This is a genomic window from Mycobacteroides franklinii (genome assembly GCF_002013895.1).
Taxonomy (GTDB): Bacteria; Actinomycetota; Actinomycetes; order Mycobacteriales; family Mycobacteriaceae; genus Mycobacterium; species Mycobacterium franklinii.
Genome location: NZ_MAFQ01000005.1, coordinates 103,089 through 118,261 on the forward strand (window position 1 = coordinate 103,089; position 15,173 = coordinate 118,261).

17 protein-coding genes are annotated in these 15,173 nt (G+C 63.3%); 6 read left to right on the forward strand and 11 right to left on the reverse strand.

The genetic code is table 11. From position 1 onward, the window contains the following. Window positions 1–28 precede the first annotated feature (28 nt). Window positions 29–1,279 carry a M20 family metallopeptidase gene (locus B4393_RS07530; RefSeq protein WP_078333600.1) on the forward strand — a complete coding sequence of 417 codons (1,251 nt, stop codon included), beginning with the start codon at window positions 29–31 and terminating at the stop codon, window positions 1,277–1,279. On the opposite strand, the gene B4393_RS07535 is transcribed toward B4393_RS07530, so the two are convergent. Genes B4393_RS07535 through B4393_RS07550 form a run of 4 tightly spaced genes read right to left on the reverse strand, consistent with a single transcriptional unit; the run spans window position 1,269 to window position 4,168 of the window. Next, window positions 1,269–2,081: an HpcH/HpaI aldolase/citrate lyase family protein gene (locus tag B4393_RS07535; protein WP_078333601.1), complete on the reverse strand. Its 813-nt coding sequence runs from the start codon at window positions 2,079–2,081 to the stop codon at window positions 1,269–1,271. The genes B4393_RS07530 and B4393_RS07535 overlap by 11 nt on opposite strands. A 32-nt stretch (window positions 2,082–2,113) precedes the next feature. Beyond that, on the reverse strand, window positions 2,114–2,764 hold the full coding sequence (locus B4393_RS07540) for a DsbA family protein (protein ID WP_078333602.1): 651 nt from the start codon (window positions 2,762–2,764) through the stop codon (window positions 2,114–2,116). Window positions 2,765–2,786: 22 nt separating this feature from the next. Continuing rightward, window positions 2,787–3,278, reverse strand: coding sequence for a Dps family protein (locus B4393_RS07545; protein WP_078333603.1), 492 nt, complete (start codon window positions 3,276–3,278; stop codon window positions 2,787–2,789). 17 nt (window positions 3,279–3,295) lie between these two features. After that, window positions 3,296–4,168: a sigma-70 family RNA polymerase sigma factor gene (locus B4393_RS07550; RefSeq protein ID WP_078333604.1), complete on the reverse strand. Its 873-nt coding sequence runs from the start codon at window positions 4,166–4,168 to the stop codon at window positions 3,296–3,298. A 177-nt stretch (window positions 4,169–4,345) separates the two neighbouring features. On the opposite strand from B4393_RS07550, the gene B4393_RS07555 reads away from it, so the two are divergent. Then, window positions 4,346–4,708: a DoxX family protein gene (locus B4393_RS07555; protein ID WP_078333605.1), complete on the forward strand. Its 363-nt coding sequence runs from the start codon at window positions 4,346–4,348 to the stop codon at window positions 4,706–4,708. Window positions 4,709–4,732: 24 nt separating this feature from the next. Here B4393_RS07555 and B4393_RS07560 read toward each other — a convergent pair whose 3' ends face one another. Then, complete coding sequence (locus B4393_RS07560) at window positions 4,733–5,587, reverse strand: LysR substrate-binding domain-containing protein (RefSeq protein WP_070937824.1); 855 nt, start codon at window positions 5,585–5,587, stop codon at window positions 4,733–4,735. Between the two features lie 71 nt (window positions 5,588–5,658). On the opposite strand from B4393_RS07560, the gene B4393_RS07565 reads away from it, so the two are divergent. The 3 genes from B4393_RS07565 (at window position 5,659) to B4393_RS07575 (ending at window position 8,245) form a co-directional block, all read left to right on the forward strand. Continuing rightward, window positions 5,659–6,666: a bile acid:sodium symporter family protein gene (locus B4393_RS07565; RefSeq protein ID WP_078333606.1), complete on the forward strand. Its 1,008-nt coding sequence runs from the start codon at window positions 5,659–5,661 to the stop codon at window positions 6,664–6,666. An 81-nt stretch (window positions 6,667–6,747) separates the two neighbouring features. Continuing rightward, the gene (gene nei2 / locus B4393_RS07570; RefSeq protein ID WP_078333607.1) at window positions 6,748–7,512 is read left to right on the forward strand and encodes an endonuclease VIII Nei2; all 765 of its coding nucleotides are present in this window, start codon (window positions 6,748–6,750) and stop codon (window positions 7,510–7,512) included. Between the two features lie 73 nt (window positions 7,513–7,585). Beyond that, window positions 7,586–8,245 carry a restriction endonuclease gene (locus B4393_RS07575; protein ID WP_078333608.1) on the forward strand — a complete coding sequence of 220 codons (660 nt, stop codon included), beginning with the start codon at window positions 7,586–7,588 and terminating at the stop codon, window positions 8,243–8,245. Here B4393_RS07575 and B4393_RS07580 read toward each other — a convergent pair. The 3 genes from B4393_RS07580 to B4393_RS07590 are packed head-to-tail and all read right to left on the reverse strand — an operon-like array spanning window position 8,166 to window position 11,995. Continuing rightward, on the reverse strand, window positions 8,166–8,831 hold the full coding sequence (locus B4393_RS07580) for a DUF3159 domain-containing protein (RefSeq protein ID WP_078333609.1): 666 nt from the start codon (window positions 8,829–8,831) through the stop codon (window positions 8,166–8,168). The two genes, B4393_RS07575 and B4393_RS07580, sit on opposite strands and share 80 nt — an antisense overlap. After that, window positions 8,828–10,696, reverse strand: a complete 1,869-nt coding sequence (locus B4393_RS07585) for a S9 family peptidase (RefSeq protein WP_078333610.1) — start codon at window positions 10,694–10,696, stop codon at window positions 8,828–8,830. The genes B4393_RS07580 and B4393_RS07585 overlap by 4 nt, the downstream gene beginning before the upstream one ends. 45 nt (window positions 10,697–10,741) lie before the next feature. Next, window positions 10,742–11,995, reverse strand: coding sequence for a sodium:proton exchanger (locus B4393_RS07590; RefSeq protein WP_078333958.1), 1,254 nt, complete (start codon window positions 11,993–11,995; stop codon window positions 10,742–10,744). A 280-nt stretch (window positions 11,996–12,275) separates the two neighbouring features. Between B4393_RS07590 and B4393_RS07595 the strand changes: the two genes are divergently transcribed. After that, complete coding sequence (locus tag B4393_RS07595) at window positions 12,276–13,034, forward strand: MerR family transcriptional regulator (RefSeq protein ID WP_078333611.1); 759 nt, start codon at window positions 12,276–12,278, stop codon at window positions 13,032–13,034. Window positions 13,035–13,050: 16 nt separating this feature from the next. On the opposite strand, the gene B4393_RS07600 is transcribed toward B4393_RS07595, so the two are convergent. The 3 genes from B4393_RS07600 to B4393_RS07605 form a co-directional block, all read right to left on the reverse strand. After that, window positions 13,051–13,251, reverse strand: coding sequence for a hypothetical protein (locus B4393_RS07600; protein ID WP_070937831.1), 201 nt, complete (start codon window positions 13,249–13,251; stop codon window positions 13,051–13,053). Window positions 13,252–13,281: 30 nt separating this feature from the next. After that, complete coding sequence (locus tag B4393_RS27155; protein WP_109420701.1) at window positions 13,282–13,437, reverse strand: DUF6131 family protein; 156 nt, start codon at window positions 13,435–13,437, stop codon at window positions 13,282–13,284. Between the two features lie 190 nt (window positions 13,438–13,627). Then, window positions 13,628–15,040, reverse strand: coding sequence for a phytoene desaturase family protein (locus B4393_RS07605; RefSeq protein ID WP_078333612.1), 1,413 nt, complete (start codon window positions 15,038–15,040; stop codon window positions 13,628–13,630). Window positions 15,041–15,173: the final 133 nt, after the last annotated feature.

Below are 15,173 nucleotides of genomic sequence, written 5' to 3' on the forward strand. Positions count from 1 at the left end.
AACAGCAGCACACAGACTGGGAGGCTGAATGCCGATCACGTTGCCCGACAACTGGGCTGACAACTTGGAGGATTTGGCCGACTTCTACCGCGATCTGCATGAGCATCCGGAATTGTCCTTCCAGGAGCACCGGACTGCGCAGAAGATCGAGGAGGTCATCGCACCGCTCGGGGTGGAGGTGACACCGGGTGTCGGCGGTACCGGGGTTGTCGCCGTGCTGCGCAACGGATCCGGCCCCGTGGTGTGGTTGCGGGCCGACTTCGACGCGCTTCCGGTGCAGGAGCAGACCGGTCTTCCGTACGCGAGCACTGCCCGTGCCACCAACTCCGACGGTAAGGATGTTCCCGTCATGCACGCGTGCGGTCACGATATGCACGTGACGGCCTTGGTCGGGACACTTCGGCTGCTGACCGATCTCAAGGAGACGTGGTCGGGAACCGTGGTCGCGGTGTTTCAGCCTGCCGAGGAGATCGGCGGGGGAGCGAAGGCGATGATCGACGACGGAATCCTCGAGCGGTTCCCCAAGCCCGAGGTCGTCCTGGGCCAGCACGTCGGTCCGCTGCCTGCGGGGATGATCGCGTACAAGACCGGCACGGCACTGGCAGCCTCGGATTCGCTCAAGATGCAGCTGTTCGGGCGCGGTGGCCATGGCTCGCAACCGGAATCGACGATCGACCCGGTGGTCATGGCGTCCAATGTGGTGCAGCGCCTGCAGACCATCGTCTCGCGTGAGCTGTCGCCGTTCGAGCCTGCCGTGGTCACCGTCGGCTACCTGCACGCGGGCGCGAAGGACAACATCATTCCCGACGACGCGGAGCTCGGTATCAACATCCGCACTTTCAATGAGGAAGTCCGGAAGAAGACGCTGGCTTCGATCACGCGGATCGCTCAGGCCGAGTCGACGGCCTCCGGCGCCGATAAGGAACCGGCGGTGACCTCGCTGCACACCTTCCCCATCACCGTTGTCGACGACGCGGCGATGCAGGCGATAGCCGCCGTGTTCCGTGGACATTTCGGTGCCGACCGAGTGGTAGAGTCTCCGAGCCCGCTCGCGGGCAGCGAGGATGTCGGATTCTTCGGGACCGCCGCGGGGGTTCCCACCGCGTTCTGGTTCTGGGGCGGATATGAGCTGCAGCGCTTCGAAGATGCCGCGGCGGCGGGAAAGCCGGTGCCGTCCAACCATTCTCCGCAGTTCGCGCCGGTGCTGGAACCCACGCTGAGCACGGGGATCGAGGCGCTTACCGTGGCGGCGTTGTCACGGCTGACCGCTACGGCGTGATCAGTCCCAGCATCCGGGCCCGTTCCAGAATGATCCGGGCGCGGTTGAGCCGGGGCAGGTCGCTGCCGTCCTTGGGTTTCCCGCCTTGGCTATTGAAGCGCTCCACGAAGTCGCGCGCCCACGACACATCCTCGTCGGAGGGGCTCAGGCCCTTGTTGATGGTGTCCGCGTCGGATGAACGCAGGGCCAGCTTTCCGGTCATGCCCATGCGGCGGGTCAACGCAACCCCCTCGGCCAGTTCGGCCGGATCACGTGTCGGCCCGTCGATCGGGCCAGGAATGTGCGCAGCCCGCGAAGCCACCACAAGCTGAGAGCGGCTGTACGCCAGGGCCAATGGGTCTTGCTCGACACCGATATCAAGCGTGTAGTCATTGACGCCGAAGGCAATACGAAAGCAGGGACGAGCGGCCGCGATGTCGTGCACGCGGGAAAGGCCGCGCGCCGTCTCGATCAGCGCGATTACCGGAGCTTCGCCGCCGAGGCGGTTTGCGGTGTCCCACATGTGATTTCCGCCCTCGGTCTTGGCAAGTACGACACCCTTGAGACCGTGAGCGTCCGCGAGGGCTCGGCAGTCGGCTGACCAGAAATCACTGGATGCGTCGTTGACGCGCACCCAGGCCTGCCCGCCGGAGTTGAGGTAGTCAAGCACGCGTTCGCGCGCCGGTTCTTTCTCATTCGGCGCGACGGCGTCCTCCAAGTCCAGGATCACCTCGTCGGCCTTCGTGGAGGTGACGGCCGCGTCGAGATCGGGCTCCCGGGAGGGATTCACCAGCAGCCATGAGCGTGAGACCTTCGAATTCACTGTCACCGCGCCAGTATTTCGCAGGGTTGTTGTTATCGGGGGATTCGGCTCAGCCAGTCGGATTCGCCGTCAACCTGCTTGCCGTCCAGGACGACCATGGGTACCCCGGACTTGGGGAACGCGCGCAGCAGCGGCAGGTTGTTCGCCGCGATGGCGCGGGCATCAAAGGGCACCGGCAAGCCGAGCCGGATCAGATCCTGTGCGCCCTGGGGTGCGTTGACTTGCTCCGCCAGCGCTGCCAGCTGCTCGTTACTCAGGTCCGTGTCGCCCTCTTCCTTGGGCTGATGGTCCTTGGCATAGATCTGCTGGATGAAGCGCCAGGTGGTCTCGCTGGACCGTGACTGGTCGGCGACGACAAAGCCGGCATAGATGGCACGACTGTCGTATGTGCCACTGGCGGAGTACTTATCGAGGAAGTCCACGAATCGAAGGTTGATGTGCAGCTCGCCGGACTCGATGCGCCGGCCGATCTCGTCGCCCTGGTTTTGCACCATCTTCCCGCTGTAGGGGCACAGCGGATCCAGGTAAAGATCGATCTGGCCCGGCGCATCGGGGTTACCGATAGACAAGACATCGCCAGCGGGCGCGGCATCGGCCGCGTGGGCGAGTCCGACATTGGGACCCCACACCAGGACCGCGGTGAGTAGACCGATGATCGTCGCGAGACGTTTCACTACGTGCATCGGTCCATCATCGCGCAGGCTGTTACACCTTGCGGTTCTCGGAGGCGATCAGCCAGGCCAGCTTCTCCAGCCCGTCGATGAGCTGGTGCAGGATGTCGGCGGTGGTGGGATCTTCGTCGTCGACCTCGTCGTGCACGGCGCGCAATGTATTGACCGCGGCCTGGATGCGCACGGTGATGAGGTCCACCACATCGCCGGTGCTGCGTTCATACGGCGGGAACTGGGGCAGTGTGGTGCTGGCCGCGACCGTGTCCGACCGGCCGTCGGGTACGGCGTACAGGGCACGCATGCGTTCGGCGATGGTGTCGCTGCCCTCACGGGCGAAGTCCACCACTTCGTCGAGTTGCAGATGCAGATCGCGGAAGTTGCTTCCCACGACATTCCAATGCGCCTGCTTGCCCTGCAGGTGAAGTTCGATCAGGTCGACCAGGACGCGTTGCAGGTTGTTTGACAGCGCCGGCGAGGCGCTGAAGTGCTTGACATCGGTTTCTGAGAGACGGGCTGTGTTCGTCATGTCAGGTGCAACCTGCTCTAGTTTGGAACTATTCCAGAAAAGGCGGGAGGGAGTTCGACAGTGCCGGCCGCATAGGGGGCGATATCGATGTGTGCGACCAGCCCGTCGCGGACGCCCATCCGGATGATCGCGAAGGGATGACCGCCCGGTGCGATGACGGCACCGGCTCGTCCGTCGACGAGAAGTGTTGTTGCCAGTACGATTCGGTCGACAAAGGAACGTGTCTCCGCGGCCACCGCCCGCGCGCCGCGTACCAGTGTCGCCGCGCCGCTGGGGATGAGCGTCGGGTCGACCGTGCGGACGGCATCGGGCGCCATCAGCGTTATCAACCGTTCAATATCGCCCCCGCGGGCGGCGGACAGGAAGGCCTCGACTATGTCCAGTTGGTCGGTGATGTTCCGGCGCTGCGGAGCGGTGGGGGCGGCAGTACTGAGCCGCAATCGGGCCCGGCTGGCCAGCTTTTTCGCGGAGGCTGTCGTCATGTCCAGCACCGCCGCGATGTCCTCGAACGGCACCGAGAACAGGTCATGCAGGACGTACGCCACGCGCTGCTTGGGTGAGAGTTCGTCGAGCACCACCAGCATGGCGCGTGAGACCTGCTCGCGCTGAAGGAAATCCTCGTCGGCGGCAAGCTGGATGCCGGGGATGTGATCGGCAGTCAGTGGAATTTCACCTCGCCGCTGGCGGGCTCGCAGCTGATCGAGGCAGAGTCTCGCTGTGACGGTGGTGAGCCACCCATCGAGATTGTCCACCGCGTGCAGGTCGGCGGACTGCGCCCGGATCCACGCGGCTTGCACGGCGTCTTCCGCGTCATGGTGCGTGCCGACGATTCGGTGGGCCACGGATAACAGCCGCGGCCGCGCGGACTCGAATTTTTCGATGAGGTCCACGGGAGGTCACCTTTCCGTCAGGTCGGTCGTCATAGGGGTGAGGTCAACGAAACCGACGAGATAGGAGGCACATATGAGCGTACAGATGGTCCGGTTCAGTACGTACGCGGAACGGGTGCACGAGGTGCAGGATGCGATCGCCGCGCTGTTCACCGTGTTGGGAAGGTACGAGGGCTGATGTCGGTTCTGGAGACGGGTCTGCTGGTAACAACTGTCCTGTGCGTCGTCGCCAACGGGTTCGAGGTAGCCGCCAAGACGGTCAAGGCACAGTTCGTGGTGCAGAATTCCGGCGAAGTGGGAGTGGCGCCACGATGGCTGCCCTACCTGGCGGCAATCGAAGGCGCTGGGGTGGTGGGTCTTGTCATCGGCCTTGCCGGCGTGCGGCCGTTGGGTCTGGCGGCCGCAATCGGGTTGGTGGCCTTCTTCATTGGTGCGGTAGGAGCGCACATCCGTAGCAATGTGCTGCACAACATCGCGTTCCCGGCCGTCTTTCTGGCGCTTGCCGCGGGGTCTGTCGCCTATTTCGCGTTGCCGGCCTAGTTGGGGGCCCTGGGTACCTGACGATCACCGGTGCAGCCGGTGCGTGCTCTCGATGATCGCGGCGCACAGTGCCTGCTCGGGCTCGGACAGTACGGTGCGGCGACGCAGCAGTACGAATTCCAGCTCGCCGAGGTCGGGCAGGCTGTCGTCACTGACCTTGACCAGGCCTGCCGGCAAAAGAGATTCGGCATGGGCGATGACACCCATGCCCGCGAGCGCTGCGGCCCGCAGCCCCAATTGGCTATCGCTGACGCAGGCGATGCGCCAAGTGCGGCCCTCTCGCTCGAGTGCGCGTAGCGCCGCGTGCCGCGTCAGACTTGGCGGGGGATAGGTGACGATGGGCACCGGGTCGCGGACGTCTTGGGTGTTGGGGCGTCCCGCCCAGACGAGTTTGTCGCGCCAGAGCAGTTCACCATGCGTTTCACCCGGCAGCCGTTTGGCCACCATCAGGTCCAGTTCGCCTGCGGTCATGCGTGTTTTGAGGTATTCGCTCAGTCCGACGACGAGCTCCAGATCCACTCCCGGATGGGAGTTCTGGAACTCCACGAGCACGTCGGGCAGCTCGCGGGCCACGAGGTCATCGGAGGCGCCGAGCCGGATCAACCCGGTCAGCTCCGAGCTCGCAAAGTAGCGATCGGCCTGGGCCTGCGCGTCGAGAATCGAGCGGGCGAAGCCGACCATCGCGGCGCCGTCGGCGGTGAGAGCCAGATTGCGGGTATCGCGACGGAACAGCTCGCGGCCGACGGTCTGTTCCAGTCGCGCGATATGTCCGCTCACCGTCGACTGCCGAAGCCCGAGAATCCGCCCGGCGGCCGTAAACCCACCAGCGCGTTCAACTGTCAGAAAAGTTCGCAACAATTCTGGGTCTAACATTGCCATCACGATACTCGTTCATAGATATCGTTTCTATCGGCTTTTATAATCAGTGTCTGTCCTCGTACGGTGGCATAGTGAAGTGGCTGGCCAAACTCCGTATCGATGGGTTCCTGCTGGGGCTGTTCGCCGCGATGGCGATCGGACTGCTGCTCCCCGCGCGGGGTGAAGCCGCCGATGTCCTGGACTGGGCGACCAAGATCGCCATCGCACTGCTGTTCTTCCTCTACGGAACGCGGCTCGAGCCGCGCGAGGCGCTTGAGGGGCTCAAGCACTGGAAACTGCACACCACGGTGCTGGCGGCGACCTATGTGCTGTTTCCGCTGCTCGGGCTGGCGATGCGGCTGTTGGTGCCCTCGGTGCTGACCGATGACCTCTACACGGGTGTGCTGTATCTGTGCCTGCTGCCCTCGACGGTGCAGTCCTCGATTGCCTTCACGTCCATTGCCCGCGGCAATGTCGCAGCGGCGGTGGTGAGTGCGTCGGTGTCGAACATGTTGGGTGTCTTTATGACTCCCGTGCTGGTGATGCTGCTCATGCAGACGACCGGGGAGGCGACGGTCTCACCCACCGCCATCCTGGAGATCGTCGTGCAGCTGTTGTTGCCCTTCGTTGCCGGTCAGTTGTTGCGGCCCAAGCTGTATCGAGTGTTGTCGCACACCACACTCACCAAGGTTGTCGACCGTGGCTCCGTCTACCTGGTGGTTTATGCGGCGTTCAGCGCGGGGATGGTCGAACACGTCTGGCAGGGCCTGCAGCCCTCCCGGCTGCTGGCCGTCTTCGCGGTCAGCATCGTGCTCCTGGCGGTGGTGTTGGGTATCACGGCGGGAGTGGCCCGCCTACTGCGGTTCGACCGGGCAGACCGCATTGTGGTGATCTTCTGCGGGTCGAAGAAGAGCCTGGCGACCGGATTGCCGATGGCGACGGTGCTCTTCGCGGGGCATCCGGTGGGTCTGATCGTGCTGCCGCTGATGATCTTCCACCAGATCCAATTGATCACCTGTGCCGCGCTGGCCGGCCGGTGGGGGCGGGCCGCGGAAGCAGACGCAGCGACAGTCGGAGGCGAGACCGTCTCTGCTGCCTGACCTTTGCGCATGATCCGGCTCGCTATCGCCTCGGTGCGGTATTGGGTAGCCTGGGACGGCTAGCGCGAGGAAGGCGGTGGAATGCCAGAAGGCGACACGGTTTTCCGAACAGCGCGGCGCTTGGCCGATGCACTGGCAGGCCGGACACTCACTGGCTGTGATATCCGTGTTCCACGTTTCGCAACTGTCGATTTGAGCGGGGAACGGGTTGACGACGTGGTGGCGCGGGGAAAGCATCTATTCATTCGCGTGGGCCGGGCCAGCATTCACTCGCATCTGAAAATGGATGGCAGTTGGCGGATCGTCCCCACTCATGGGTCCGTCCCTGCTTGGGACCATCGCATCAGAGCGGTACTCACCACCGACCACTCGGTGGCTCTCGGTATCAGCTTGGGTGCTTTGGATGTGGTCGCGCGGGAGCGGGAAAATGACATCGTGGGTCACCTAGGTCCGGATCTGCTTGGGGCAGATTGGGATCCCGTCGTCGCTGTGGAGCGATTGATGGCGCGGGCCGATGATGAGCTGAGCGCGACGCTTCTCGACCAGAGGGTCATGGCGGGCATAGGCAACGTGTATTGCAACGAACTGTGTTTTTTGGCCGGGTTGCTGCCCACAACGCCGGTGGGAGACCTCGTCGATCCCGCGAGTCTCGTTGAGCGCGCCCATACGTTGTTGCATATGAACAAGGACAACCACCGCAGGACCACGACCGGCGATCCGCGGCCCGGCCGTGAGCTGTGGGTTTACGGTCGACATGGAAAGCCTTGCCGCCGTTGCGGAACCCGTATCTCACGCGATCAGGCGCTGCCGCGCGTCGCGTATTGGTGCCCTAGTTGCCAGCGGTAGCGCCCGGGTGTCGGAGGGCTGGCTTAAAGTTCATCCAATGATGCTGCGGCGTTTCCGACGGAGGGCTGCCCGTATGCGGCGACGCCTGTCGCGCGCATTGGTCGTACTGATCGTCGTGGTGCTGGCAGGGCCCGTCACCGCACTGATTGTTTGGCCTGGCGTTCTGGTGTACCGGAATACGGGAGACCCAGCGCTTGCGGCGTTGGCGCTAGTGGCATATCTGGCGGCGCCGTACGCCGTCTATCTGATCCTGCGCAGCCTGGGATGGACTCTGCGGGCACTTGGTGACACGATGGCGCGACGCCGATACGACGCCCAGTTACGAAGGTATACAAGACTGTCCGGACTCGACGAGATCGACGAGATGTCCGGTGCCGATTTCGAGACATTTGTGGCGGCCCGGATGCACGGTGCGGGATGGCACGTCGAAACCACGCCGGCATCCAGTGATTACGGTGTCGACCTGATAGCCACGAATCGGCGCGATGTCGTGGCCGTGCAATGCAAGCGCTACTCGAAACCGGTAGGTGTCAGGGCTGTTCAAGAGGCTGTTGCGGGGGCGCGGCACTATGACTGCACCCGCGCCATGGTGGTCAGCAATCAGGATTTCACCCGCCAGGCCTACGCGCTGGCCGCGAGCAGCAGGTGTGAGCTCATCGGTCGGGATCGACTGCCGCGCTGGCTGAATCAGAGTGAGGTGTCCGCTTCCTCGAACGCCGCACCGCCCAGATGACAACCAACAAGGCAACCCCGAAGAGCGGATAGCCCATAGCGATGCGTGCGATTGCCAGCCAGCCGACCGAATCCTGGGCATAGAACCACTCCTGCACAACAAATCTGGATGCGAACACCGCCGCGAGGATCAGGGTCGCCACCGCGAAGGCGGATCGCGACGGTTTGTCGTCGCGCCAGCGTTGCCCGGTGCCGGTGAAGCCGTGCCAGATCACACCCGCGAGTGGCCAGCCCACCACCACCGACGTCGCGAAAACGACTGCGGCGATAAGATTGGTCCAAATGCCCATGAGGAAAAAGCCCTTGGCGGATCCGATCTGGTAGGCGATTGCCGCCGAGATGGCGACCCCGAACAACCCGGATATCGCAGGTTGTAGCGGCTGGTTGCGTAACCATCGCCATGCCGCGATGGCCGCCGCGGTGGCCAGGGATATCCAGATTGCGCCTGCCAAGCCAAAAGCGCTGTTGCCCAAGGTAAAAGTAACGCTTGGCAGGCCCGCGTAGATGACCCCGGCTAGGCCTCCGGCCTGTTCGAGCACGGTGGGTCTGCGTTCGTAACTCTCGGGCAGCTCGGAAATCTCGGTCACGGCACCTGCCGTCCACCTAGATGCTGGGCCAGGAATCGTTCTGTCGCACGGTACAGGTCTATCTGATTCTCCGGATTCAGGAATCCGTGCCCTTCATCCGTCTTGACCATGTATTCGACCTCGACTCCGCGGGCGCGTAGGGCCGCCACGATGTTGTCGGATTCGGCCTGGACCACACGAACATCGTTGGCGCCCTGCGCTACCAGTAGTGGGGTGCGAATCTGGTCCACCCGGCTGATGGGCGATCGGGCGAGCATGTCGGCTTCCTGCTCCGGTACGGCGGGATCCCCGACGTACCGGTACCAGTTGTTGGCCAGGTTCGGCCGCACAAACGGCGGAAGGGTGCGCATGAAATTCGCCAGATTCGAAATGCCCACGTAGTCGATGGCGGCCGCGAAGACGTCGGGGGTGAAGGTGACCCCGACCAGCGCCGAGTACCCGCCATACGAGCCGCCGAAGATCGCTACCCGACTGGGGTCCGCATAGCCCAGCTTGACCGCCCAGTCGACGGCATCGATCAGATCGTCGTGCATCTTGCCCGCAAATTCCCCGATGGCGGCCTTGGTGAAGGCCTTTCCGTAGCCGGTGGATCCGCGGAAGTTGACCTGCAGCACCGCGTATCCGCGATTCGCCAGGAACTGCACCGCCGGATCGAAGCCCCAGCTGTCGCGATGCCACGGCCCGCCATGGACAACGAGGACCAGGGGGAGCCCGGCGGGCTCCACTCCGACGGGCAGCGTCAGATACGAGTGCAAGTCCAAGCCGTCGCGTGAGGCGATGGTGACCGGAGCCATGGGTGCCAGGTCCGCCGGATCCAGGTGTGGAAATGGGCGGAACAGCTGCCGGCTCTCGCCCGTCGCGTGGTCGTAGAAGTACGTGACACCCGGATCTCGGTCGTGGGTGAAACTGACCACCCAGCGCCGGCCTTCGTCATCAGACGAGATCTCGCTGAGGTCGCCCTCCGAGAGCCCCTGGAGCTTGTCGAGCACTGGGGCGAAATCCGGATCGAGGACACGAATTTCCTGGCGCTCGCCGAGATACCGAACCGCCAGCAGCTCGCCGGTCTTCCGATGCCGGATCAGGGTCGGCGCCAGGCCCAGCGCGGCGGAAAGGTCGAACACCGGGTGGCTGTCGACTTCGGATTCCTCGCCGGTGGCGAGGTCGAGCCGGACCAGACGCGTACGGTCAGTGTCACGGCTGGAACCCATCCACAATCCGGTGCCGTCCGGTGTCAGCTGAGTCGGATGCATTCCGACCGGGTAGTCCGCGCCGTTGTATACGCAGAGTGGTCGCAGCGTCCCGGACGCGTACCGCGAGAACTCGATATCGCCTGCGGGCGTCAGCGATTGGGTGAATACCTCATGATGCGGGCCGCAGAACCACGCCATGACGTCGCCGGGGTTTTCGGCGAGCATGGTCAGCTCTCCCGAGGTGACATCGAGCTCGTAGAGGTCGATGTGGTCGATTCTGCGGTGGTTGAGTTGGATGTACACCTTGCCGGGGCGACCGTGTGGTCGTTCCAGGCCCAGCAGTCGCACTCCGGGGTACGGTGTCAGATCCACCGCCGGCGCGTCGGGGTGGTTCAAGTCCACGCGATACAGGTGCCAGTTCTCGTCGCCGCCGGAATCCTGCACGTAAAGCAGCCAGCGTGGATCGTCTGCCCAGAAAAAACCGGTGACGCTTCGCGTTTCGTCGTAGGTGACGCACCGCGTTTCCTCCGAATCGACACTCTGAACCCACACATTGAGGCGGTTCTTCCGCGGGGCCAGATATGCGATCGTGCTTCCGTCGGGTGAAATCGATGCGGATGCGCGGACGGGCGGATCGAAGAATTCTTCGACGGTGATGAGCCGGGGCAGCCCCATATGTGTTCCTCTCGGTGTCGACTGACACCAGGAGAAACCATGCCGCTACGGCACGGTCAACTGCAGTGTCGCTGACCTGCGAAACGGTGATCGAATTGTCGCGATGACGTGGTGACGGTTGACGATCAAACCGGCGATCGCCAGTACGCCGTAGACACCGCACAGGATGAGCCGACCATGGGTTGAGGTGATGGGGAACTGGATCACAAAGAGTGCCAGTAGCGCCCACGCGGTCGCGCGGTGGAACCGTAACGCGAGGATCAGTGCCACGCCCATCATGGTTTGTGTTGCGGTCAGCAGGGTTTCCTCAACCTGACGAGCGTCCAGGACCAACGAGAATCCCCCGCCGCCTGCCAGATGTGCGATCGGCAGCGACCCGATCAACAGTGTCCACTGGTTGACCTTGGACGAGATCAGCGTCGCGATGGCTGCGGTTCCCTTGCCTCGGGCGGCGAAAATCGCGGCAATGATGAATTCGGGTGCTTCAGATGCCAGCGGTGCGAGCCACTGCACCAGCAGGAACTGGTCTATGCCCAATTGTGTTCCGGCGCTTACCAGGCTGTTGGCAAAGGGCTCGGCGCACAACAGGATGATGGAGGCGGCGAGGACGAACATCGTGATGACCGTGCTGCGCCGCATCTGCTTGGGCAGCATCCCAATGGCCGCAGCCGTGCCCACCAGATCAGGTTCCTCGGCCTCGCCCCGGCTGATGGTGAACAGGTAGAACCCGAACCACGCCAGTAGCGCGATACCGAGCACGAGGTGAATCTGGCCGCTGGCCGGGATGATGAACGCCACCACACCGGCCACCAACAGGAAGCCAAGCTCGATGCGGTTGGACTGCTCCAGCGACAGCAGATTGACAGGGCGGCCGGATGTCTTGCGGGCCACCGCAAGTGCGATGAGAACGACGACGGGCCAACCGAGTCCCATCAACAAACGATTTGACCCAGTCATGTTCGCCGCGGCGTATTGGCTGTACTCCGGAACCTGGCCGGAGATGTAGGCGTAGTAGAGGTCGACCGCATACTCGGGCAGTACCGCGATCAAGGCCAAGACTGCGATCGCCAGGCCACCGGAGACGTCAATCTGCGCGGCCTCAGCGGCCCATGCCAAAACGAAACTGGCGGCCACTACCGCGGCGCCATAGATCACGAGTGAGATGACCGGATTCGGGTGCAAACCGCCGATTCGTGTGATCAGCGCCGGCGCCATGAACAAGGCGGTGATGCACACCGACCGGAGGAGTTGACGCCGTAGTCCGCCGACCAGGGCGGGCGTACTCGCGGTGCTGTGCACGGCATCCTCTCTCAGGTCTGGCAGGGACATGAGTGTTCCCTGCCGATCAGGTCGCAGACACAAGCTAACACCGTCGCACACTTCCAGCAACAGATTGATACCCCTGCGTGACACGCCTGAAATCACAAAATTGCCAGCTAGTAGCCACCTTTATTGATTCTTCGGGTACCCTAATATGAATGTGTGGCAAACCGGACTGCCGACAGGGCCGGGTAATGGCTGATCGGGTGCGGGTTTCGGGTGTTGACTGTGCCGTGGCGGCATAGTGTCAAGTGGCGGCATGTCAGTGCGGGCTGAAGGAGTGACGGTGGGCTGGAGCACCCGGGAGCTTGCCGAACTTGCCGGCACCAGCCTGCGCACGGTGCGTCACTATCACGACATTGGTGTGCTGGGTGAGCCCGAACGCCGGTCCAATGGTTACAAGAGTTACGGCGTCGCACACCTGGTTCGGGTCCTGCAGATCAAACGCCTCACCGGTTTGGGTCTCTCCTTGAAGCAGATCGCGGATATGGACGAGACCAACGAAGATCCGCAGGAGGCATTGCGCGCACTAGATGCGGAGTTGGCCGCCACCATCGAACGGCTACACAATGTGCGCAGGGAGCTGGGGCAGATACTGTCCAGTGAGGTCGCGGCGGATCTTCCGGCCGAATTCGGCGCCGCTGCAGTGAATGTGGAGCTGTCGGACACGGATCGTTCGCTCGCCTTTGTGATGTCCAGGGTGCTGGGCCCGGTCGGACTGCAGGCCTTCGTGGGGATGTTCCTGGATCAGCAGGACCGAGAGCTCGATCGTGAGCTCGAGAACCTGTCCGCCGATGCCGACGAGCAGACACGTGCCAACCTCGCCGAGCGAATGTCGCTGCAGGCCCATCGGTTGTATGCCGATCATCCCGGCATGCTGAACTCGACCGCGGATGCTCCTCGCGGTCAGCGCTTTGCCGAGCGCACCGTGGCCCAAGCCCTGTTGGATCTATTCAACCCGGCTCAGCTGGATGTCCTGGTTCGCGTCGGTGCCGCGATCCGATCCAATCCCTCCTGAGTCGTCTGGCCTCGGGTCAGGGGCTGGGTTGGGGGATATTGCATTGGGTGACTACCGGATTGAGGCCGGCGTAGTTGAGAGGACCGGCGACGACGGTCAGCGCGATGGTCCCTGCGCTGGCGCAGGTTTGTGGGCTGCTGGTGAAGTATCCGCGTTGGGCAACGGCGATCGCCCCGATGATCAACCAGATGGCCAAAAGCATTCCTGCGTAACGCATGGTGTCCTCCTGCCATTTCTGTGAGCGAGGTCAGTAGTAGTGGCGACGGCCACCGACGGCGTGTCCCATGCGGCCCGCGACCATGAGGATCAAGCCGACGACCATGAGAACGACTCCGGCGGTCCACAGCAGGCCGATATCAAGGAAGTATCCGGCGGCCAACAGGATGAGTCCCAGGATGATCATGACACTCACACCTCTCATTTTGTTTACGACGTCAACTATACCCCGAGGCTCTGCTTTGGGGGAGGGATTTGGCCGTTGAAGCCGCGCACCCGGCCCCTCGCGGCGCGATCCGTTAACGGTGTGCACAGCAACAGAATTCGATGTTGATGCGAGGCGCCTTGGCATGCCGACACCTCCGCGAGTAAGAGCGTCACCGAAGATGTAGGAGTGCGGCGTTCGCGGCATGTACACCACACATACCGTGTGCGCCGGGCCCCGGCGGGGCGGCTGCAGAACAGATGAACATTCCCGGTACACCGAGGCTGTATGGGGCCAGGCTGATGCGGGGACCGAACACCAGCTGCCGGATGTCCTTCGCGCCAGTCATGATGTCCCCACCCACGTAATTGGCGTTGTACACGGACATTTCTGTTGTGGAGCGTACTGCCGTGCCGACCACGCACTCCCGGAAACCGGGCGCGAACCGTTCGATTTGGCAGATGATCGCCTCGGTGGCGTCCCCGGTGTAACCGAATGGCACGTGGGCGTATGTCCAGAGCGGATGGATGTTACCGGCGGAACGCCGAGGATCGGCAAGATACTGTTGCCCGACGAGCACGAAGGGGCGGTCGGGCATGATGCCGCGATGGATTTGACGCTCGGTGGATGCGATCTCGTCGTAGGAGCCACCGAGATGCACGGTGCCGGCGCGGTGAGCGTTGGGGTTGGTCCACGGGACGCCGCCCTCAATCGCGAAGTCAACCTTGAAGGCGCCGGGGCCATGTCGAAAATGCTTGAGTGAGCGCAGAACTCCTGGTGGTAGCCGATCGTCGAGGATCTTTGCAACAGATCCCGGTTCGAGATCAAGAAGAGTCAGATCTGCGTCGGGTAGTTGGCTGGCGCGGTCGATGCGAACCCCGGTGTGAAGTGTTCCGCCCAACTCGGTGAGTGTGTCGACCAGCGCCCGGACAAGTGAACCGGTGCCGCCTGAGACCACGGGCCATCCGTATCGGTGTCCGGCGGTCATGATTCCGACGCCGACGGCTGCTGTCATCGGGTAGTGCAGGGGGCGAAAGGCATGTGCGGCGACACCGCCGAACAGTGCACGGCCGGGCTGGGTGCGTAACAGTCGTGCGATGGCGGACGCGGGCAGTACCGCCGGCAGCCCGAACCTGGCCATCTGTATCGGGTGACGCGGTACGCGCAGCAGCGGTGCCGTGATGTCCTCGGCGAGGGTGTCGAAATGCCTCGACGGATAGCCGAACAGTGCGCGCCAAGGGGCACCGTCGCTGCCCAATTCTGTAGCCGTCTCGTCGACTGACCGGTAGAGAAGGCCAGCGGTGCCATCGTCGAGTGGATGAACGCAGTCGACTTCGGGTAACAGCCAGTGAACGCCGTGGCGGGCCAAGTCGAGACTCTTCAAGAACGGGGAACCGATGGCCATCGGGTGGGTGGCCGCACAGTCGTCATGGATGAGGCCGGGAGTCAAGAGCTCCGAGGAACGGCATCCGCCACCGGGGCGATCAGTGGCCTCCAACACAGTCACCGAGATCCCCGCACGGGCGAGAGTAATTGCTGCGGCCAGACCGTTGGGCCCGCTGCCGACGACTGTGGCGGTGCTCATGCGACTGCTACGAAGCTAGCGCGGGGATCACCAAAAATACAGGCGATCAACGAATTACAGGCGACCTGCACCGTTGCATCCACCCTCCGTCGTGCTTGTCACCGAAGTGTACAAACTTGGTTGCCGCGTGCTT